Below are 20,190 nucleotides of genomic sequence, written 5' to 3' on the forward strand. Positions count from 1 at the left end.
CGGCTGGCGGCTGGCCCGCAGGTATACTGCCGCTCACCGTTTTCTCCGCGTTTCCGACGATTTCATGGCTGAACCCTCCCTCGGCGTCGCCCTCATCGCCCTCAATGCGTCCGCGCGGCTTGCGCAGTGCCTTGCCGCGCTGTCGTTCGCCGACGACGTCGTCGTCATCGACGGCGGCAGCACCGACGATACGGTCGCGATCGCGCAGGCGCACGGCGCGCGCGTGATCGTCGAGCGCGACTGGCCGGGCTTCGGCCCGCAGAAGAACCGCGCGCTCGACGCGCTCGACACCGACTGGATCCTGTCCCTCGATACCGACGAAGTCGTCACTCCTGAACTCGCGCAGTCGATCCGCGACACGATCCGCGCACCGGACGCGCAGGTCTATGCGGTCGACCGGCTGTCGAGCTTCTGCGGCCAGTGGATCCATCACAGCGGCTGGTATCCGGACTGGGTGCCGCGCCTGTTCCGGCGCGGCTGCGCGCGCTTCTCGGACGATCTCGTGCACGAGCGCCTCGTGTTCGACGGCGCGGCGCAGCGCCTGTCCGGCAAGCTGATGCACTACTCGTACGAGGATTTCGAAACCGTCGTGCGCAAGCTCGACGCATATTCGACGGCCGGCGCGCGCCAGCGCCGCGCGGCCGGCCAGCGCGGCGGCTTCGGCAAGGCGCTCGCGCGCGGCGCCTGGGCGTTCGTGCGCACCTACGTGCTGCGACGCGGCTTCCTCGACGGCCGCGCCGGCTTCATGATCGCCGTGTTCAACGCGGAAACCGTGTATTACCGGTTCCTGAAGCTCGGCCACGAACGGGCGCGCTGAGCGCCCGCCCGGCACGCGACCGGCGCGGCGTTACAATGCCGGGCTGCCCGCGCCGCGCGTGCCCGCTCGCCCGACAGGCGGCGCCGCGCGCCGCCCGCCACGACGACCACCGAATCCGACCGCCATGTTCTCCATCATCATTCCGACCTGGAACAACCTGCCGTACCTCAAGCTCGTCGTCGACAGCCTGCGCCGCCACTCCGCGTACGACCACCAGATCATCGTCCACGTGAACGACGGCTCCGACGGCACGCTCGACTGGGTGCGCAGCGAAGGCATCGAACACACCGCGTCGCCGACCAACATCGGCATCTGCCACGCGGTGAACTGGGCCGCCGCACGCGCGACCCGCGACTACGTCGTCTACATGAACGACGACATGTTCTGCTGCCCCGGCTGGGACACGGCGCTCGTGCGCCGCATCGAACGGATGCCGACCGACCTGTTCATGCTGTCGGGCACGATGATCGAGCCGGTCGACACGCGCAACCCGTGCGTCGTGGTCAGCAGTTTCGGCCGCGACGCCGAGCATTTCGATGCGGCGGGCCTCGTCGCGGCGGCCCCGAAGCTCGCGCGCGCGGACTGGCTCGGCTCGACCTGGCCGCCGACGCTCGTGCACCGCGACTGGTGGAACCGGATCGGCGGCTACAGCAGCGAACTGTCGCCCGGCATGAGCAGCGACAACGATTTCTCGATGAAATTCTGGGATGCAGGCTGCCGGATCTTCATCGGTGCCGGCGACAGCCTCGTCTACCACTTCCAGCAGAAAAGCACGGGCAAGATCGTCAAGAACGACGGCCGCCGCCAGTTCCTCAACAAATGGGGCATGACCCAGGCGACGTTCGACCGCTACTTCCTGCATCGCGGCGAACCGGCCGGCACGCGCGTCGCGCTCGACACGCCGGCCATCGAAGGCCGCCTGAAGCGCGCGCTGCTGCGTTCGCGGATCAAGCGCGCGTTCAGCTGATCGGGCCCCGAAAACAGCGCGGAAACGCCCCCTGCTTCGCGTATACTCTGCGCCGTTCGTCCCGGCTCTCCCGCCGGGGCGCGCGGCGCGCAGCACGATGCCCGCAAGCCGCATTCGTCCATTCGACAGGTTCCGATGCTTTCGTTTTCCGCTCCCGCCACGCGGCGCCTGACCGCCGCCCGCGCCTTCGCCGTTGCCGCGCTCTGCATGGTGCCGGTCTCGACCGCGCTGACCAACGTCTTCTGCGGGCTGTTCGCCGCCGCGCTCGTCATCTCCCCCGAATTCTGGCGTGACCTGCGCTCGTTCGTCACCGACCAGGCTTCGCTCGCGGCACTCCTGATCCTCGCCGCGCTGGCCATCAGCGTCACTTATACGGTTGCGCCGCACGCCAAGGCGTGGAACTGGGTCGCCAAATACGACAAGCTGCTGCTGCTGCCTTTTGCCGTGCTCGCGTTCCGCCATTCGAACTGGGCGCCGATCGTGCAGCGCTGCTGGTTCGCCACGCTGTGCGTCATCCTGCTGCTGTCGACGACCAACTATCTCGGGCTGACCGCGATCGGGCCCGCGCATGCGACCCAGCTGCCGCTGTCGCGCGCATGGGTGTTCAAGAACCACATCGCAGCCGGCATGTTCGGCGCGCTGCTGTTCTACCAGGCCGCCGATCTCGCGCTGTCGGCGCGCACGACGCTGTCGCGTGTCGCTTGCGCCGCCATCGCCGCGTGGTCGCTGGTGAACGTCTTCGTGATGCTGCAGGGGCGCACCGGGCAAGTCATCGCGCTGCTGCTGATCCTCGTCGTCGCGGTGCGTTTCGTGCTGTTGCTGCGCCGCCGGTCGGCGCTGCGCGCGGGGCTCGTCGCCGGGGTGTTCGTCCTGGCCGGCATCGCGCTGGTGGTCGCGGCTTGCACGGTTCACAACGGCCGGCTCATCAAGGTCGTGTCGGAAGTGCAGCAGTATCGGCAGAGCGATGCGGCGACGTCGACCGGGCTGCGCCTCGAGTGGTACAAGAAGGGCTTCGAACTGTATCGCCAGCGCCCGGTGATCGGCTATGGTGCGGGCGGCCTCGAATCCGAATTCGAGAAACTCACGGCCGGCAAGACGGCCGCCGAGGGCCAGCTGACGTCGAACCCGCACAACGAATACCTGCTGATGTCCGTGCAGCTCGGGACGCTCGGCCTGCTGCTGTTCATCAACCTGATCGTGCAGATCGCACGCGGCAGCCGCGCGCTCGACCCGCGCTCGCGGCATCTGCTGCTCGCCTGGCTCGCGATCTTCGCGATCGGCAGTCTCGCGAATTCGTTGCTGCTCGATTTCGCCGAAGGGCACCTGATCGTGCTGCTGGCCGGTATCCTGCTCGGCTGCGGCGAGCGCGGCGAGGCGCTGCCGCGCGAGACGTCGGCGATCCGGCGCAGCGCGTAACGCTTGACGCGCGGCGGACTGCGCCGTGCTGCCGACCGACTTCGGCGGCGGCGGCACCCGCCGTCGAAGCGACCGGGCTGCGCGCGTTCAGCGCGGCCCGTCGCGAAGCAGGCTATCCAGAACGACAAAAAGAACGGCGCGCGCCGCCCGCGCGTCAGTCGGAACCGGCGCGATGCAGCCGTGACGTATCGACGTTGACCGCGGCCGGGCCCGGCGGATTCAGTCCGAGCATCTCGGCCGCTGCGGCCTTCACGCGCTGCGCACCGAGATTGACGAGGCAGTCGCTGCGGCTGTCGACCTTGCGCTCGCAGCCCTCGTGCCGGCACGGCACGCAATCGCCCTCCCCCTGCAGCAGCCACACATTCCCGTGCCGCCCCGAGCCGCGCAGCGGCCACGGATTCTCGGTCGCCGGCCAGTGCTGCGGCCACGGGCCCCAGCGCACCGGGTCGGACGGACCGAACAGCGCGATCGTGTCGGTGCCGGTCGCGGCCGCGACGTGCGTCGCGCCGGTATCGGGCCCGATGAAAAGCCGCGCGCGCCGGACGAGTTCGGCACTTTCGCCGAACGTCAGGCGTCCGACCAGGTTCAGCACGTCGCCGCCCGCTTCGGCCGCGACCTGCTCCGCATACTCGCGCTCGCTGTCGGCCGGGCCGCCCGACAGCGCGACCGCATAGCCGTGCTCGCGCAGCCAGCCGATCATCTCGACCCAGCCGTCGAGCCGCCACTGCTTGTAACGGAACATCGGATACGGATGCAGGACAACCAGCGGCTTGCCGGCGCGGATCGCGGGTGACTCGGCGAGCCACGCGTCGAAACGCGCACGCCGTGCCGGATCGTCGCCGATGCCGGGTGCGACGACCTCGGACACCGGCTCGATGCCGATCACCGGCGCGAGTGCCAGCGTGCTGACGACCGTATGCGCGGATTCGTGATGATTGATCGCGATCCCGTTCAGCATCATCCGCGTGAGCCACGTCACGCGGTTCGGATCGACGAGACCCACCCGCTTGCGGCCCGCGAACCAGCTGTAGAAGCGCGGCCGGTCGGAGCTCAGCGCCGCGCACGCAAGATCGTAGCGGCGCCACATCGACAGCGCGTCGCGCAACCGCTCGCGGAAGCCCGCGCGCTGCGCGACGACGATCACGCGCCGCACGTCCGGATTGTGCTCGAGCACGCCTTCGGTGCCGCGAAACACCAGCATGTCGATCTGCGCATCCGGCCAGCGGGCCTTCAGCGAACGGACGAGCGGCGTCGTCAGCAGCACGTCGCCGATACGGCGCGGCGCGGCCACGAGGATGGTTCTGGGCGGGCGGGCGGAAGAAAACAGGGCCACGGCGATTCGGGTATCCGGCTGGCTGAACAAGGCTGGCAATGTACAGGATTTTGCAGCAGCCGGCGCGGCCTGGCGAATCGGCCGTGCGGCTACCCTGATACGGCCCTGCTCATGGAGGGATGCCCGGCAGGCGCACCGCGCGCACCGCGCGCCGGTGTCGGTGTCGGTGTCGGTGTCGGTGTCGGTGTCGGTGTCGGTGTCGGTGTCGGTGTCGGTGTCGGTGTCGGTGTCGATGCCAATGCCAATGCCAATGCCAATGCCAATGCCGGGCCGGTGCCGCACGCGCGGGGCTTGTGACGCCCGTGGCGCCCGTGGGGTTATGAGGCTGCCAAGATCACCGGCGTCGCGACATCGGCAGCCGGCCGCGGGCAGGCTACGTCGGCCAGCGGTTCGTCGCGATGGGTGGCCTGCGGCAGCAGATGACGCACCGCGCGCTCGACCGCGTCGACACCGATCGCGTCGACGGTCGCGCCGGCGCGCAGGATCACGTGCGGCACACCGAGCGGGTGCCAGCGCAGGTATTTCTCGGGACGATCCTCGAACAGCGCGGCGACGGGCACGCCGAGCGCCGACGCGAGGTGCACGGGGGCGCTGTCGGCCGAGACGATCGCATCGAGCAGGCTCGCGGCCGCCACGAGATCGGCGACCGACGAAGGCGCGACATGGCGGGCGTTCACGTCGCGCCACGAGTCGTCCTCGGGCGCGTGACCCACGGCCGGGTCGCGAAACACGATGACATCGACGCTCGGCGCAAGCCGCTCGGCGAGGTCGTGCCAACGGTCCGCGGGCCAGCGGCGCTCGGCCGCCTTGTTCGTCACGAACAGCCCGACCCGCGGCTTCGTGCGCGCGCCGAGCAGCCGATGCCACGCGTCCTGCAGCGCGCGGTCGGGATGGACCGACAACTCGATCCGGTCGAGATCGGCGCGGCCGAGCTCGGGCACGAGCCGGAAACCCGACAGTGCTTCGTGGCACATCGGCCGCTGCGCGACATGCTCGGGCTTGCGATCGTCGAATTCGGTCTCGGCATCGTGCCAGCGGCAATCCTTCGCGCCGATCTGGCGCGCGAACTGCATGCTGCTGCGATGCATGCCGCCGTTCGGCACGACCACGAGGTCGAACCGCAAGCGGCGCAGGCGACGCACGAGCCGCAGCCGGTCGAAGAATGCACGCATCCGCCCGGGACGGTCGTTGCGTTCGCATTGGCGGCTGTACACGTAGGTGTGGATCATGTCCACGTCCGGGTTTCCGGCCAGCGCGGCCGCGTTGTAGCGGTTCGCGACCACATGCAGTTCCGCGCCGGGCCAGCGCTCCTTCAGCGCACCGAGAAACGCCGTCGTGCACAGCATGTCGCCCAAAAAATCGATCCGGATCACGAGGATCCGCTGCGGCGGGTTCCCATTGGCCATGGTCATGTGGTGACTGTCAGTTCATTGTTGTCGCAACGGGCCATTTCCAGGCATCCGGCTCCGGACGACCTTGTCGCATGTCGCCGCTCGCCGCACGGATCCGCCCCCGTTCATGCGCGCGATACCGGCGCCACCTGCCGGACGAGCGGCGATCGGCGCCGCGTTCGTGCGGCCAGCGCCGGATTGTATAGCGTCCGGATGGCCAGCCCAAGACCCGCTTGCGTGAACATGCAAAACGGCCCGCCGCACCGCACGATGGCGATGCGGCGGGCCGCGTGGCGCGACAGCCGTCGGCTGAAGCGCGGTCAGTACGTGATTTCGACGACGCTGCCGTCGAACGCCGCACGCAGCTCCGCGAGCAGCACGTCGCTCGGCTTCACGCGCCATGCGTCGCCGAGGCGCATTTCGCCTTGCGCCCGCGCGTTGCTGTAGTGAACCTGCACCGCGAGCCCGTTCGGCAGCGGCGCCTGCGGGCGACGGCCGCCGTCGCGCCCGCCGCCGCGCGGCGCAGGCGCCTCGACCGCAGCCGTGGCCGCGGGATCGTCCTTCGACACGTGCGGCTCGAGCACACGGCGCAGCGCGGCCGCGTCGGCGTTACCGTTCATCGTCAGCCGCACGGCCTGCGCATAACGGCTGCGCGCGCGTTCGAGATCCATCACCGTGTCGGCCGTGAAACGGATGCCGCCCGTGAACGCATCGTTGCGCGCCTGCCCCTGCACGATCAGCAGTTCGTCTTCCTTGAACAGCGCCTTGTTCGCCTCGAACTGCTCGTTGAAGATCGTGATCTCGCACTGGCCAGAGCCGTCGTCAAGCAACGCGATCAGCATCTTGCCGCGCTGGGTCATCTGCGTGCGCAGCGAAGCGATGATGCCGGCCACGAGCTTGTCGCGCCCTTCCTTCAGGTCGCCGACCTTCTGCCGCACGAAGCGGCGCACCTCATCGCGATACGCGTCGAACAGGTGGCCGGACAGGTAGAAGCCGAGCGCGCCCTTTTCTTCCTGCAGGCGGCGCTTGTCGTCCCACGCGGGCTCGTCGACGAGCGCATGCGCGTGCGGCGATTCGGCGCCCATGTCGAACAGGCCGGCCTGCATCGCGTTCGCCTCGGCCTGGTCGGCCGCCTCCATCGCCAGCGGTACCGACGCGATCAGCTGGGCACGGTTCGGATTCAGCGAATCGAATGCGCCGGCGCGGATCAGCGCCTCGACCGTGCGGCGGTTGACGACGCGCCGGTCGATCCGCTCGCAGAAGTCGAACAGGTCGGTGAATGCCTTTTCCTCGCGGGCGCGCAGGATTTCCTCGATCGCGTTCTGGCCGCTGCCCTTCACCGCGCCGAGGCCGTAGCGGATCGTGCGCGAGCGCTTGCCGTCGGCTTCCGCGACCGGCTCGAAGCGGTAATGCGACTGGTTGATGTCGGGCGGCAGCACGGCGAGGTTGTTCACGATGCAATCGTCGAACAGGATCTTCACCTTGTCGGTGTCGTCCATCGCGAGCGTCATGTTGGCCGCCATGAATTCGGCCGGATGGTGGGCCTTCAGCCACGCGGTGTGATACGCGAGCAGTGCGTAGGCAGCCGCGTGCGACTTGTTGAAGCCGTAGCCCGCGAACTTCTCCATCAAGTCGAAGATCTCGTCGGACTTCTCGCGCGTGAGGCCGTTCTTCGCCGCACCCTCGGCGAAGATCTCGCGATGCTTGGCCATCTCCTCGGGCTTCTTCTTGCCCATCGCGCGACGCAGCAAGTCCGCGCCGCCGAGCGAGTAGCCGCCGATGATCTGCGCCATCTGCATCACCTGCTCCTGATAGACCATGATGCCGTAGGTCTCTTTCAGGACGGGTTCGACGCGCGGATCCGGATAGTCGACCTTCTCGCGGCCGTGCTTCCGTGCGCAGAAGCTCGGGATCAGGTCCATCGGGCCCGGACGGTACAACGACACGAGCGCGATGATGTCCTCGAAACGGTCGGGCTGCGCATCCTTCAGCATGCCCTGCATCCCGCGGCTTTCCAGCTGGAACACGGCGACCGTGTTGGCCTTCTTCAGGATCTGGAACGAGGCGGGATCGTCGAGCGGCACCTGCGCGAGCGACCAGTCGGCCTTCGACGGATCGAGGCGGCGGATGTAGCGCTCGGCCCAGTCGAGGATCGTCAGCGTCGTGAGACCCAGAAAGTCGAACTTCACGAGGCCGACGGCTTCGACGTCGTCCTTGTCGTACTGGCTGACCACGCCGCCGTCGTCGCCCTGCGTGTACAGCGGGCAGAAATCGGTCAGCTTGCCGGGCGCGATCAGCACGCCGCCCGCGTGCATCCCGACGTTACGCGTGAGGCCCTCGACGCGCTGCGCGAGGTCGAGCAGCTGGTGCACTTCGTCCTCGTGGTCGTAGCGCTCCTGAAGCTGCGGCTCCTCCTTCATCGCGTCGGCGATCGTCACATGCTTGCCCGGCTTGAACGGGATCAGCTTCGCGATACCGTCGGTGAACATGTAGCCGAGGTCGAGCACGCGGCCGATGTCGCGCACGGCCGCCTTCGCGGCCATGGTGCCGAAGGTGGCGATCTGCGACACGGCATCCGCGCCGTATTTTTCCTTCACGTACTGGATCACGCGATCGCGGCCGTGCTGGCAGAAGTCGATGTCGAAGTCGGGCATCGACACGCGTTCCGGGTTCAGGAAACGCTCGAACAGCAGGTTGTAGCGCAGCGGGTCGAGATCGGTAATGCCGAGCGCGTACGCGACCAGCGAACCGGCGCCCGAGCCGCGGCCCGGGCCGACCGGCACGCCGTTGTTCTTCGCCCAGTTGATGAAGTCCGCGACGATCAGGAAGTAGCCGGGAAAGCCCATCTTCGTGATGGTCCCGCACTCGAATTCGAGGCGCTTGTAGTACGTGTCGCGCTGCGCGTCGCGCTCGGCTTCGGCCGGATACAGCTGCGCGAGACGCGTCTCGAGCCCTTCCTTCGACAGCTGGACGAGGTAGTCGTCGAGCGACATGCCGTCCGGCGTCGGGAACAGCGGCAGCTTCGGCTTGCCGAGCTCGAGCTTCAGGTTGCAGCGCTTCGCGATCTCGACCGTGTTCGCGATCGCCGACGGCAGGTCGGCGAACAGCGCGACCATCTCGTCCTGCGTGCGGAAATACTGGTCGGTCGTGAAACGCTTCTGGCGCCGCGGATTCGCGAGGATGTCGCCTTCCGAGATACACACGCGCGCTTCGTGCGCGGTGAAATCGTCGTCGGTCATGAACTGCGTCGGGTGCGTCGCGACGACCGGCAGCTTCAGCGCCGCGGCGAGCGTCGCGGCCTGCTGGATGTACGCCTCGGCGCCCGGCTGGCCGTAACGCTGCAGCTCGATGTAGAAGCCGCCCGGGAACACCTTCGCCCAGCGCTCGGCGTGACGGCGCGCGGCTTCTTCGTTGCCCGCGGCAAACGCGAGCCCGATATCGCCCTGTTGGGCGCCCGACAGCGCGAGGAGCCCCTGCGCGAGCTCGCCGTCGAGCCAGCTCGCGTCGAGTTCCGCACGTCCGCGGTACTGGTTCGTGAGCCACGCCTTCGACAGCAGCTCGCAGAGATTCAGGTAGCCGACCTTGTCCTTGACGAGCAGCAGCAGCCGCGACGGCTTGTCGCGGTCGTCGGGATTGGCGATCCAGACGTCGCAGCCGGCGATCGGCTTGATGCCCTTGCCGCGGGCTTCCTGGTAGAAACGGACGAGGCCGAATGCGTTGCCGAGATCGGTGAGCGCGAGCGCGCCCTGACCGTCCGCGGCCGCCGCCTTGACGATGTCGTCAATGCGCACGATGCCGTCGGCAATCGAGAATTCGGAGTGAACGCGAAGATGGACGAAGCGGGGATCTGACATGGGCGCTATTGTAGCCGCCCCGCCGCGCAGGCTGCCCAAAAAATGCCCGCTTTGGCCGTTCGGCCGATATGCGCGGCGACGCGTCGCGCGGTTGGCCGACCGGCCAGGTACCGATGCCCGCGCCGTTTGCGGGATAATACGGTTTTTCGAATCAACGCCCCGGCTTCGCACCCTTTTTTGCGGGCCGCCGTGCGGCCGTTTTCCCGTCGGACCATCATGACCATCGTCAACCTCGCCGCCTACCACTTCGTGTCGCTCGACGCGACCGAGCAATGGCGCCCGCTCGTCACCGCCCGCTGCAACGAACTCGGCCTGCGCGGCACGATCCTGCTCGCGCCGGAAGGCATCAACCTGTTCATCGCCGGCACGCGTGACGCCACCGACGCGTTCATCGCGTACATCCGCCACGATCCGCTGTTCGAGGGCAAGTTCGCGTCGCTGCAGTTCAAGGAAAGCCTGTCCGATTCGCAGCCGTTCCGCCGGATGCTCGTGCGCCTGAAGCGCGAGATCATCACGATGAAGAAACCGGCGATCAAGCCGGAACTCGGCCGCGCGCCGTTCGTCGACGCACGCACGCTGAAGACGTGGCTCGACCGCGGCCACGACGACACGGGCCGCCCGGTCGTGATGCTCGACACGCGCAACGCATTCGAAGTCGACGTCGGCACGTTCGACGACGCACTCGACTACCGGATCGACAAGTTCAGCGAATTCCCTGAAGTGATCGACGCGAACCGCGCCGACCTCGAAGGCAAGACGGTCGTGTCGTTCTGCACGGGCGGCATCCGCTGCGAGAAGGCCGCGATCCACATGAAGGAAATCGGCATCGAGAACGTGTACCAGCTCGAAGGCGGAATCCTGAAATACTTCGAGGAAGTCGGCGGCGCGCACTACCACGGCGACTGCTTCGTGTTCGATTACCGCACCGCGCTGAACCCGCAACTCCAGCCCACCGGGAACGTCACGTGCTTCGCGTGCCGCGCGGTCGTCACGCCGGAAGCGCAACAGTCGCCGAGCTACGTGCCCGGCCAGTCGTGCCCGGCCTGCGCACCGGCAGCCAGCGCAGCCTGACCGCGCGCCGCCCCGCGCCCCGATGAGCGCCTATCGCGGCCGTTTCGCGCCGTCGCCCACCGGCCCGCTGCACTTCGGCTCGCTGGTCGGCGCGCTCGCGAGCTGGCTCGACGCGCGCGCGCATGGCGGTGCATGGCTCGTGCGCATCGAGGATCTCGACGGCCCGCGCACGGTACCCGGCGCGGCCGACGATATCCTCGCGACGCTCGCGCATTTCGGCATGACGCCCGACGAGCCGCCCGTCTGGCAAAGTACGCGGGACGCGGCCTATACGGCCGCGCTCGAACGGCTCGTCTCGGCCGGGCTCGTCTATCCGTGCGGCTGCACGCGCAAGGAAATCGCCGACTCGCTGCGCGCCGCGCACGAGCGCCACACGACGCTCGCCTATCCGGGCACCTGCCGCACCGGCCTGCACGGCAAGCCCGCGCGCGCGTGGCGGCTGCGCGTGCCGGACGGCGCCACCGCGATCGTCGCGTTCGACGATCGCTGGCAGCACACGCAAACGCAGAACCTCGCGACCGAAGTCGGCGATTTCGTGCTGAAACGCGCGGACGGGCAATGGGCGTATCAGCTCGCGGTCGTCGTCGACGATGCCGATGCAGGCATCACGCACGTCGTGCGGGGCGCCGACCTGCTCGACTCGACCGCGCGCCAGATCTACCTGCAGCACTGCCTCGGCGTGCCGACCCCGCGATACCTGCACGTGCCCGTCGTGGTCGACGCGAACGGCGAAAAGCTCAGCAAGCAGACGGGCGCGACCGCGCTCGAACGCGACGATCCGCTGCCGGCACTGCAGGCTGCGGCCGCGCATCTGGGCCTCGCGCCGGCCGGCGCGCTCGCAGCCACGACTCTCGATGCGTTCTACGCAGCCGCAACGGCCGCGTGGGCGACGCGCTTCGGGCCGCAGGCCGGGTGACGCGCGGTTTAGCGCCGGTTTCGCGCCAATCGCGCGGCCGCCGGGTGCCGCTTGCATCGCTCGCCGCCGGCGCCAAGCGCCCTCTTCCGCTCCTCCATCGAACCGCGCCCCCAATGAAAAACGGGCACATGCTCATCGCATGCACCCGCTTTTCCCGCAGCGCTCGCGCGCCGCGCCGTCGTGTCCGCCAGGCTTACGCCGACGGCTTGCGCGGCATCCCGAACCCGCCGAGCAGCGCGGCGACCTGACGCTTCGGCCCCTTCTTCTCGGGCTGCTGCGCAGGCTGCGCGTCGTCCCGCTGCTTCGCGGGCGCCGACGGCTCGTACGGCTTCAGGAAGAAATCGTCGACCGGCGCCTCGTGGCGACGGTGATGACCGCGCTCGGAGCCGCCCGGGCGGCGTCCCGACGCACCGCGATGTTCGTCGCGTTCGCGACGGCCGCCCCGTTCTCCGCCCCGTTCTCCACCCCGTTCGCCGCCGCGCTCGCTGTTGCGATCGCCGCCGCGGTCGTTGCCGCGCTCGTCGTGACGATGGCGCGCCGGCTTGTTGAGCGTGAGCGTCTGCATTTCGAGCGGACGCTTGATCAGCTTCTCGATATCGGCAAGCTGCTTGCGCTCGTTCGGGCTGCACAGCGACAGCGCATCGCCCGTCGCACCCGCGCGGCCGGTACGGCCGATCCGGTGCACGTAGTCTTCCGCGCTGAACGGCAGGTCGAAGTTGATCACGGCGGGCAGTTCGGCGATGTCGAGGCCGCGCGCGGCCACGTCGGTCGCGACCAGCGCCTCGATCTCGCCGCGCTTGAACGCGTCGAGCGCCTGCATCCGCTCGATCTGCGTCTTGTCGCCGTGGATCGCCGACGCGACCACGCCGTCGCGCTCGAGATTGCGCGCCAGCCGGCTTGCGCCGATCTTGCTGTTGCAGAACACGATCACCTGCTTGAGCCCGCGATCGCGCAACAACTGCACGACGGCCGCCTGCTTGTCGCCTTCGGCGACGTCGTAGACGATCTGCGTGACGTTCGCGTTCGTCGAGTTGCTGCGCGCGACTTCGATCGTCTGCGGGTTGCGCAGGTAGGTCGACGCGAGCTTCTTGATTTCCGGCGAGAAGGTGGCCGAGAACAGCAGCGTCTGACGTTCCTTCGGCAGCAGGTTCAGGATGCGCTGCAGATCGGGCAGGAAGCCCATGTCGAGCATCCGGTCGGCTTCGTCGAGCACGAGGATCTGCACCTGGCCGAGGTTCGCCGTCTTCTGCTGCACGTGGTCGAGCAGGCGGCCCGGCGTCGCGATCAGGATCTCGACGCCGCGGCGCAGTTCGGCCATCTGCGGGTTCATGTCGACGCCGCCGAACACGACCGCGCTGCGCAGCGGCGTGTGCTTCGCATACGCGTGCACGTTCGCGGCGACCTGGTCGGCGAGTTCGCGGGTCGGCGTGAGGATCAGCGCGCGCACCGGGTGGCGCGCCGGCGACGCGCTCGTGTTGGCCTGCGGCAGCAGCCGCTGGATGATCGGCAGCGAGAAACTCGCGGTCTTGCCGGTACCCGTTTGCGCGGCGCCCATGACGTCGCGGCCGGCGAGCACGACCGGAATGGCCTGCGCCTGGATCGGCGTCGGCGTCGTATAACCCTGCTCCGCAATGGCTTTCAGGATATCGGCGGCAAGGCCGAATTGATCGAAGGTTGCGTCGACGGGCTTGGCGACAGAATCGGACATGGTGGCGTTTCGCTCAAAAGGCGCGGCGGGGACATCGTGCGTCAGGCCAGCCGGGCCTGCGCTCATCACAATTCGGAATTAGACGGAGCCGCGGCGCGCCGCGCGGCGCCGCTCTGGCGCTTGGGACCGGTTCAATATGAACGCTGGACGCCAGGCCGTGCGGACTCCGTTCGGCGCGAATGCCGGCGGAAAGGGGCGTATTGTAGCACTGCGCAGCCATCTGTCCGTGACAACGCCGCGAACGGGCCCCGCCGACCGTGCGCGCGGCCGGCCCGGGCAGGCCCGCGCGGTCGCCGAATGCCCCGATCGGGCTATCCCGATCGGTCGACGGATAATTTCAAGGGTCAGATTCCGGATCGCCTTGCCGGATCGCCTTGCCGGATCGCCTTGCCGGATCGCCTTGCCGGATCGCCTTGCCGGATCGCCTTGCCGGATCGCCTTGCCGGATCGTCTTGCCGGATCGTCTTGCTGGATCGCCCGCCGCCGGCCCGCGCGGCAGGCAGTCATGCCAGGGAGCCTGACGCCGGCCGCCACCGCCAGGCACGATCCACGTTCCCGCCCGTCGCTCAGCCCTTCTTCTTTTTCTTCTCGACCTGGACGCAGTCGCCCAGCAGCGGCGGCGCATTCTGGTCGGCGATCTCGTCGCGCAGCGTCGCTTCCTTGCCCTTCGTCCACCACGTATAGCGGCCGGCCTGATACCGCGCGCCGGACGCCGACACCGTGTCGACGAACAGCATCTGCTTTCCGTTGACCGGCACGAGCGCGAAGCTCTGGCCGTTGCCCGCGAGCCAGTACGACACGCGCACGGGCTGTTTCTGGTTCGCACACTGGTAGACGGCGAACTGGCGCGAATCGGCGTCGATCTCTTCGACGGTCAGTTGCGCGGCATGCGCGACGGAAACGGCGGTGCCGGCGAGCGCAAGCGCGGCGAGCGTTTGGCGAATCATGCAGGTCCTCTCACGAGACGGGTGGAAACGCGCCCTCGCGGGGCGCGCAATGATTGTTGGCGATCGCGTCGTGTAGCTTGATCAGGGATCGATGACGTCGGCACACGCGTCGGTCGGCGCGGCCGCGAGATGGCCGACGAGCGGCACGATCTTGAGCCCGGCCGAGGCCACCCGGCACGGTGCGGCCGCGACGCCGCAACCCGCGAGACTCGCGACCAGCGCCAGTGCGGCGCCCAGCTTTACGATACGCAGCCAGCTTGGCGTCATCGTCCTCTCCTGGTTACGTCAGCGCGCCGACACGGGCCGGACGGCCGCGGCGGCACGCTTCGCGCGTTCGCGGGCTTCGTCGACGGTCGCGCCGGTCGCCAGCGCGACGCCCATGCGCCGCTTCGCAAAACTTTCCGGCTTGCCGAACAGGCGCAGGTCGGCGCCCGGCACCGCGAGCGCGTCGCGCACGCCTTCGAACGCGATGCCGCGCTCGTCGAGCCCGCCGTAGATCACGGCCGACGCGGCCGGCGAACCGAGCGCCGGATCGACCGGCAGCCCGAGAATCGCACGCGCATGCAGCTCGAACTCCGACTGGCGCTGCGACGCGAGCGTGACGAGGCCCGTATCGTGCGGCCGCGGGCTCACCTCGGAGAACCACACGTCATCGCCGCGCACGAACAGCTCGACGCCGAACAGCCCGCGCCCGCCGAGTGCCTCGGTGACCTTGTGCGCGATCTCGCGCGACTTCTCGAGTGCCGCCGCGCTCATCGGCTGCGGCTGCCACGACTCGACGTAGTCGCCCGCCACCTGCACGTGGCCGACCGGTTCGCAGAAATAGGTGCGCGTGGCGTCCGTCGCCGGATCGATCGCGCGCACGGTGAGCTGCGTGATCTCGTAGTCGAAATCGATGAAGCCTTCGACGATCACGCGGCCGTGGTTCACGCGCCCGCCCGCCATCGCGTAGTCCCACGCCGGCTGCACGTCGGCTTCGGTCTTCACGACCGACTGCCCCTTGCCCGACGACGACATCACGGGTTTCACGACGCACGGCATGCCGATCTTCGCGACGGCCGCGCTGAACGCTTCGAACGAATCCGCGAACGCATACGGGGACGTCGGCAGGCCGAGCTCCTCGGCCGCGAGCCGGCGGATCCCTTCGCGGTTCATCGTAAGCTGCGTCGCGCGCGCGGTCGGGATCACCTCGGCAAGACCGGCCGCCTCGATCGCCGCGAGCGCGTCGGTCGCGATCGCCTCGATCTCGGGCACGATCAGGTGCGGGCGTTCGGCCTCGACGATCGCGCGCAGCGCGGCGGCGTCGGTCATGTCGATCACGTGTGCGCGATGCGCGACCTGATGGCCGGGTGCGTCCGGATAGCGGTCGACCGCGATGACTTCGACACCGAGACGCTGCAACGCGATGATGACTTCCTTGCCGAGCTCGCCGGCGCCGAGCAGCATGACGCGCGTGGCCGAGGATGAGAGCGGCGTACCGAGCCGCTGACCGATCTGCATGTGATTACCCGCTTCTGGTGGAGGACGAAAACGGCTCCGATGTTAACACGCGCCACGACACCGGTTTGGCGCGTTTCGCCGTGCCGCCGCCCCGCCTCTGGCCGCTCGCGAGCAGGCTGCGAACGTTTTCACGCGCGAAGTGTCGGCTCGCCTGCCGCGGGGCGGGTGCGTTACTCTTACGCCTTGATCAGAATCCGATGAGGAACGAGGCTCATGTCCCACCTGTCCGCAGCCGCACGCGCACGCACCGGCCTGCTTCGCCCGTTGCGCGCGCCGCTCTGCGCGTTGACGCTTGCCACGCTTCTCGCCGCCTGCGCGATGCCGACCCACCCCGATTCCGCCGCCCCCGCGCCCGACCCGTACAACCCGGCCGCCGTCCAGCTGCTCGACGACACGAGCTGGGAGCTCACCAGCTGGCTGAACGCCGACGGCACGCAGCGCGCGATCCCGCACGGCGACAACGGCGAGCCGATCAAGCTCGCGCTGTCGACCGAGTCGGGCATCCGGCGCGCGAGCGGGTTCTCGGGCTGCAACCGCTACATGGGCACCTACGCGATCAAGAACGGCCTGTTGAGCTTCGGGCCGCTCGCCGGCACGCGGATGGCCTGCCCGAATACGCTCGGCGGCCAGCTCGAACCCGCGTACCTCGACGCACTCGCCCATGTCGACAAGACCGGCGTGCAGATGCGCGAGCCGCAGCAGTTGCAGATCGTGACGGCGTCCGGTGCAACGCTGACCTTCACGCACCGGAGCCCCTGATGCACGGCGCGCGCGAAGGCCGACCGACCGCCTTCGCGTGGCGCGCGACGCGCGTGTGCCGCACACCCGCGTCGCGCGGCGTGAAGCGGATGCACGCCGCGTTAGAGTCTTGTTCGCCGGCCGGTTAAACTCGGCGGGTCGCGCCCCGCGCGCCCCTCCCCACTCCTGTTTCAAAGCATGCACACGGTTGTCTTCGGCTGGTTCGGCATCTCCGCCGTCTGGTTCCTCCTTCTCTTCTGGCGTCTCGTGCAGGCGATGCTGCCCGGCGGCGGCGGGCTCGCCGGCCGCGGCTCGATTCGCCTGTGGCTCGGCTTCGCCGCGGTGTTCGTGGCCAGCTGCACGCTGACGAGCCCGCTGTCGGGCCCCGACACGAACACGCTCGGCCATGCGTTCTCGGCAGGCTTCGCCCACGTGCTCGGCCCGATCGGCACGCCGGTCGCGATGGTCGTGCTGCTCTTCGCCGGGCTGCCCTGGTTGACCGGCATCGGCTGGCGACAGTTCGCCGCGTGGGTCGACACGTCGTTCGGCGTCAAGCTGTCGCGCGACGGCGGCGACGACGATGCCCGCGGCATTGCCGACCTGCCGCGCAGCGCGCTGCATCGCGACGACGACGTCGTGCAGCCGACCACCGCGCATACCGTCAATTCGATGGCGCCGCGCCAGAACGGCCGGTATTCGCGTCCGACGCTGTGGAAACCCGATCCGCAGGCGCGGCCGAAGCCGCGCAGCAGCACGCCCCCGCGCCCGCACGTGGAACCCGTCGCGCCGTCGGGCTGGTTGAAGCCGACCGCGCCCCAGCGCACGCCGACGCAGCCCGCACCGATCCCCCCGGCCAGCGCGATGCCGCCACCGACGACCGGCAGCACCGCCAGCCTGGCGCGCGCAGCAGCGAATTCGCAGGTCCCGCGCCCCGATCCGGCCCCGCTTCCTGTCGGATTCGAACCCGTCCGCCCGCGCCCGACAGCCGCGCGACCGGCCACGCCCGCATTGAAGCCGACTACGCCGCGTACGACGGTCACGCCGCGGCCGGCCGCCGCGCAGCCGCAGCGCCCGCCGGTACGCCCCGTCGCAGGCGCAGGTTCGGCCGGCCAGCCTGCGGATGCGGCACGACGTCGTCCGGCGCCGCAAACGCCGGCGCGTGCGCCGCTCTATGCCTGGACGGAAAAACCCGCCGCACCGATCGCGCCGGCACCGAGCGTGCACGACACGCTGCGCTCGATCGAGGCCAGCACCGCGCAATGGGCGACGCTGGGCGGTGCGCAGTCGGCCGACGCCGGGCACGCTGCCGCCGCAGCCGCCGTGGCCGGGGTGGCCGCGGCAGCAGCCGGCGTAGCGGCGCCTGCATCGGCGGCCACATCGACCGTGCAGGCCGCTTCGACCGGGAACGCCGCCGCGACTCACGGCCTCGCCGCGCATGACGCCGCTGTGTCGCTCGCGCACGATGCGGCGCCGGCGTACGACGACAACGCACCGATCGTGCTCGACGCGTTCATGCCGGCGGCGCCCGCTGTTCATGCACCGGGTGCCGATGCGGGCACCATGGCGCTCGACGCGGCCGCCCCGCACGCGCTGTCGGATACCGGCAGCGACGATGCCGCGTTTTCGCATCACGCCGACGACGAGCTCCGGTACGCCGACGATGCGCCTGCCGCGCCGACGCCGGGAATCCCGTCCGCTCCCTCACCTTCGTTCGACGCGCCCATCGACCTCGCACCGTGGGAAGACCTCGCCAGCCGGCCGGTTTCCGCGTTCGACGCATCCGCGTGGAACGCGGCCGCCGAGTCGTCGACGAACGCGACTGGATCGGAACCGGCCGAGGCTGTCGCAGCACAACCCAGGAACGAGGCGGCTCGCGACATCGCCGCGAGCAACCTGCCGGCACCCTTCGATAACGACGACAGGTACACGGCGCAACCGGCTCCCGCAATCGATCACATTGCATCCGCCCGCGTGCCGCAGGGCATCGACGATGCACACGCCGACGTGAAAGCGGCCGGGAACATCGCACCGTTCGCGGCCCTCCCCTCTTCGACGATCACCGAAACGACGTCACGCGCAGGTGCCGAAGCCAGGCCGTTTGCGGCGGTGTCGGCAACGTCGGGACCGGCCGCGTCGGGTGCAGCACCGGAAGCCGTCAAGGCGGACGCGGCAGAACCTGCGGCACCGCCGTCGGCAAGCGCTCAGGGCTCCGCGCCGGCAGCGGAATGGACTTGGAAACCGTCGACGGCACAATCTGCGCCGACGAATACGACCGCCGCCGCGGAATTGCCGAAATCGCCGGTTGCCGCTCAACCGTTTGCCGCCATGCAGACGGCTTCGGCTGCTGCTGCGTCGCCGCTCGTCGGCACCGCTCAAGGCTCGACCGCACAAGCACCTGCATCCGCTTCGGGCATATCGCCTGTCGCCGAGACCGCTTCAACGGATCGCGTGACCGGCACGGCATCCGGTTCGCCTGCTCAGTCGCCTGCGTCGGCATCGACCGCTACATCGGCCTCGTCGACATCCGCAATCGGCGTAACCGGTGCCGCGTTGGCTTCTCTTTCGCAGCCGGCCGCGTCGGCATCGAACGCTGCATCTGCCCCATCGACATCCCCGGTCAGCGTCACCGGTGCCGCGTCGGCTTCGCTGTCGCAGCCGGCCGCATCGGCATCGACCGCTGCATCTGCCCCATCGACATCCCCGGTCAGCGTCACCGGCGCTGCGTCGGCTTTTCTTTCGCAGCCGGCCGCATCGGCATCGACACCTGCGTCTACCCCATCGACATCCCCGGTCGGCGTCACCGGTACTGCGTCGGCTTCGCTTTCGCAGCCGACCGCGTCGGCATCGACCGCTGCATCTGCCCCATCGACATCCCCGGTCGGCGTCACCGGCGCTGCGTCGGCTTTTCTTTCGCAGCCGGCCGCATCGACATCGACCGTTGCACCGGTTGCGTCGGCAGCCCCGGCTAGCGGAACGGGCACGACTTACGATTCGTTCCCCCGTGCATCGACGCCCACATCGCCCGTCGTGACTCCGTCGACGGCCGGCACGTCGGCTTCGACATCCGGTTCGACCGCGCCCGTCCCGGCTGCCGCACCGGCGCTCGCTACCGCGATGCCCGTGAACACCGCGTCCGTTTCGCCCGCGCCGGCGCAGGTCAACCCCGCAAGCTCATCGACGGGTACGACATTCGGCACGTTCGGCACCTCCGGCCCGATCGCACCGCAGCCGGCCGCAAGCCTGCCCGTGCCGCCGGCCGTTTCCGACACGACTGCACCGTCCCCCGGCGCCGTTGCATCGATCACGTCCGCCGCAGCGACTCCGGCGCAACCGATCTCCGGCTCGCCCGTCGCTCCGACCGGCTCGCTGCCGTCCTTCGGGGCAACCGCTCCTACACAGGCTCCGTCGATCGCTTCGGCACCCGCCGCAATCGAAGCCACGACGTTCGCAGCCCCGCCCACCCCGGCCCCGGCCGCGTCGCCGGCAAGCTGGCACGTGTCGAACGTCGCCGCGACACCGGCAGCCGCTGCCC

14 protein-coding genes and 1 pseudogene are annotated in these 20,190 nt (G+C 69.3%); 8 read left to right on the plus strand and 7 right to left on the minus strand.

What is annotated here, in order from left to right; translation table 11 throughout:
- The first annotated feature begins 64 nt into the window (after positions 1-64).
- From DPV79_RS38345 to DPV79_RS38355, 3 genes are all read left to right on the plus strand, one after another.
- Positions 65-817 (plus strand): glycosyltransferase family 2 protein, encoded by a 753-nt coding sequence (locus tag DPV79_RS38345; protein ID WP_042976086.1) that lies wholly within the window; start codon positions 65-67, stop codon positions 815-817.
- Between the two features lie 124 nt (positions 818-941).
- Complete coding sequence (locus DPV79_RS38350) at positions 942-1,784, plus strand: glycosyltransferase family 2 protein (RefSeq protein ID WP_113047848.1); 843 nt, start codon at positions 942-944, stop codon at positions 1,782-1,784.
- Positions 1,785-1,919: 135 nt separating this feature from the next.
- Entirely contained in the window at positions 1,920-3,200 is a 1,281-nt protein-coding gene (locus DPV79_RS38355; RefSeq protein WP_059497764.1) for an O-antigen ligase family protein, read from the plus strand.
- A gap of 154 nt (positions 3,201-3,354) precedes the next feature.
- On the opposite strand, the gene DPV79_RS38360 is transcribed toward DPV79_RS38355, so the two are convergent.
- The gene (locus tag DPV79_RS38360; RefSeq protein ID WP_060275061.1) at positions 3,355-4,533 is read right to left on the minus strand and encodes a glycosyltransferase family 9 protein; all 1,179 of its coding nucleotides are present in this window, start codon (positions 4,531-4,533) and stop codon (positions 3,355-3,357) included.
- 111 nt (positions 4,534-4,644) lie between these two features.
- Between DPV79_RS38360 and DPV79_RS43140 the strand changes: the two genes are divergently transcribed.
- The gene (locus tag DPV79_RS43140) at positions 4,645-4,830 is read left to right on the plus strand and encodes a hypothetical protein (RefSeq protein WP_133295768.1); all 186 of its coding nucleotides are present in this window, start codon (positions 4,645-4,647) and stop codon (positions 4,828-4,830) included.
- A gap of 20 nt (positions 4,831-4,850) precedes the next feature.
- Here the strand turns inward: DPV79_RS43140 and DPV79_RS38365 are convergent, their stop codons facing one another.
- The gene (locus tag DPV79_RS38365; protein ID WP_244321879.1) at positions 4,851-5,939 is read right to left on the minus strand and encodes a glycosyltransferase family 9 protein; all 1,089 of its coding nucleotides are present in this window, start codon (positions 5,937-5,939) and stop codon (positions 4,851-4,853) included.
- A gap of 305 nt (positions 5,940-6,244) precedes the next feature.
- Positions 6,245-9,778, minus strand: coding sequence for a DNA polymerase III subunit alpha (gene dnaE / locus DPV79_RS38370; protein ID WP_113047849.1), 3,534 nt, complete (start codon positions 9,776-9,778; stop codon positions 6,245-6,247).
- 216 nt (positions 9,779-9,994) lie between these two features.
- Here dnaE and DPV79_RS38375 point away from each other — a divergent pair, with 216 nt between their 5' ends.
- Positions 9,995-10,849, plus strand: a complete 855-nt coding sequence (locus tag DPV79_RS38375) for a sulfurtransferase (RefSeq protein WP_059486370.1) — start codon at positions 9,995-9,997, stop codon at positions 10,847-10,849.
- 22 nt (positions 10,850-10,871) lie between these two features.
- Positions 10,872-11,765 carry a tRNA glutamyl-Q(34) synthetase GluQRS gene (gluQRS, locus tag DPV79_RS38380; protein ID WP_113047850.1) on the plus strand — a complete coding sequence of 298 codons (894 nt, stop codon included), beginning with the start codon at positions 10,872-10,874 and terminating at the stop codon, positions 11,763-11,765.
- Between the two features lie 193 nt (positions 11,766-11,958).
- On the opposite strand, the gene DPV79_RS38385 is transcribed toward gluQRS, so the two are convergent.
- From DPV79_RS38385 to purT, 4 genes are all read right to left on the minus strand, one after another.
- Complete coding sequence (locus tag DPV79_RS38385) at positions 11,959-13,473, minus strand: DEAD/DEAH box helicase (RefSeq protein WP_482764119.1); 1,515 nt, start codon at positions 13,471-13,473, stop codon at positions 11,959-11,961.
- 566 nt (positions 13,474-14,039) lie between these two features.
- Complete coding sequence (locus DPV79_RS38395) at positions 14,040-14,420, minus strand: MliC family protein (RefSeq protein ID WP_021161266.1); 381 nt, start codon at positions 14,418-14,420, stop codon at positions 14,040-14,042.
- Positions 14,421-14,501: 81 nt separating this feature from the next.
- On the minus strand, positions 14,502-14,687 hold the full coding sequence (locus DPV79_RS38400; RefSeq protein ID WP_021161265.1) for a DUF6726 family protein: 186 nt from the start codon (positions 14,685-14,687) through the stop codon (positions 14,502-14,504).
- 18 nt (positions 14,688-14,705) lie between these two features.
- The gene (gene purT / locus DPV79_RS38405; RefSeq protein ID WP_113047852.1) at positions 14,706-15,920 is read right to left on the minus strand and encodes a formate-dependent phosphoribosylglycinamide formyltransferase; all 1,215 of its coding nucleotides are present in this window, start codon (positions 15,918-15,920) and stop codon (positions 14,706-14,708) included.
- A 213-nt stretch (positions 15,921-16,133) separates the two neighbouring features.
- Here purT and DPV79_RS38410 point away from each other — a divergent pair, with 213 nt between their 5' ends.
- Both DPV79_RS38410 and DPV79_RS43910 read left to right on the plus strand, forming a co-directional pair.
- Positions 16,134-16,679, plus strand: coding sequence for an META domain-containing protein (locus DPV79_RS38410; RefSeq protein ID WP_059688852.1), 546 nt, complete (start codon positions 16,134-16,136; stop codon positions 16,677-16,679).
- A gap of 177 nt (positions 16,680-16,856) precedes the next feature.
- A pseudogene (locus DPV79_RS43910) lies at positions 16,857-20,190 on the plus strand (DNA translocase FtsK); the annotation flags it as partial.

The organism is Burkholderia reimsis (assembly GCF_003294055.1).
Classification (GTDB): Bacteria; Pseudomonadota; Gammaproteobacteria; order Burkholderiales; family Burkholderiaceae; genus Burkholderia; species Burkholderia cepacia.

What these genes read in the sequence shown, in the direction of transcription:
- DPV79_RS38345 (WP_042976086.1), top strand. Translation starts at nt 65, where the DNA reads ATGGCTGAACCCTCCCTCGGCGTCGCCCTCATCGCCCTCAATGCGTCC.
- DPV79_RS38350 (WP_113047848.1), top strand. Translation starts at nt 942, where the DNA reads ATGTTCTCCATCATCATTCCGACCTGGAACAACCTGCCGTACCTCAAG.
- DPV79_RS38355 (WP_059497764.1), top strand. Translation starts at nt 1,920, where the DNA reads ATGCTTTCGTTTTCCGCTCCCGCCACGCGGCGCCTGACCGCCGCCCGC.
- DPV79_RS43140 (WP_133295768.1), top strand. Translation starts at nt 4,645, where the DNA reads ATGGAGGGATGCCCGGCAGGCGCACCGCGCGCACCGCGCGCCGGTGTC.
- DPV79_RS38365 (WP_244321879.1), bottom strand. Translation starts at nt 5,939, where the DNA reads ATGGCCAATGGGAACCCGCCGCAGCGGATCCTCGTGATCCGGATCGAT.
- dnaE (WP_113047849.1), bottom strand. Translation starts at nt 9,778, where the DNA reads ATGTCAGATCCCCGCTTCGTCCATCTTCGCGTTCACTCCGAATTCTCG.
- DPV79_RS38375 (WP_059486370.1), top strand. Translation starts at nt 9,995, where the DNA reads ATGACCATCGTCAACCTCGCCGCCTACCACTTCGTGTCGCTCGACGCG.
- gluQRS (WP_113047850.1), top strand. Translation starts at nt 10,872, where the DNA reads ATGAGCGCCTATCGCGGCCGTTTCGCGCCGTCGCCCACCGGCCCGCTG.
- DPV79_RS38385 (WP_482764119.1), bottom strand. Translation starts at nt 13,473, where the DNA reads ATGTCCGATTCTGTCGCCAAGCCCGTCGACGCAACCTTCGATCAATTC.
- DPV79_RS38395 (WP_021161266.1), bottom strand. Translation starts at nt 14,420, where the DNA reads ATGATTCGCCAAACGCTCGCCGCGCTTGCGCTCGCCGGCACCGCCGTT.
- DPV79_RS38400 (WP_021161265.1), bottom strand. Translation starts at nt 14,687, where the DNA reads ATGACGCCAAGCTGGCTGCGTATCGTAAAGCTGGGCGCCGCACTGGCG.
- purT (WP_113047852.1), bottom strand. Translation starts at nt 15,920, where the DNA reads ATGCAGATCGGTCAGCGGCTCGGTACGCCGCTCTCATCCTCGGCCACG.
- DPV79_RS38410 (WP_059688852.1), top strand. Translation starts at nt 16,134, where the DNA reads ATGTCCCACCTGTCCGCAGCCGCACGCGCACGCACCGGCCTGCTTCGC.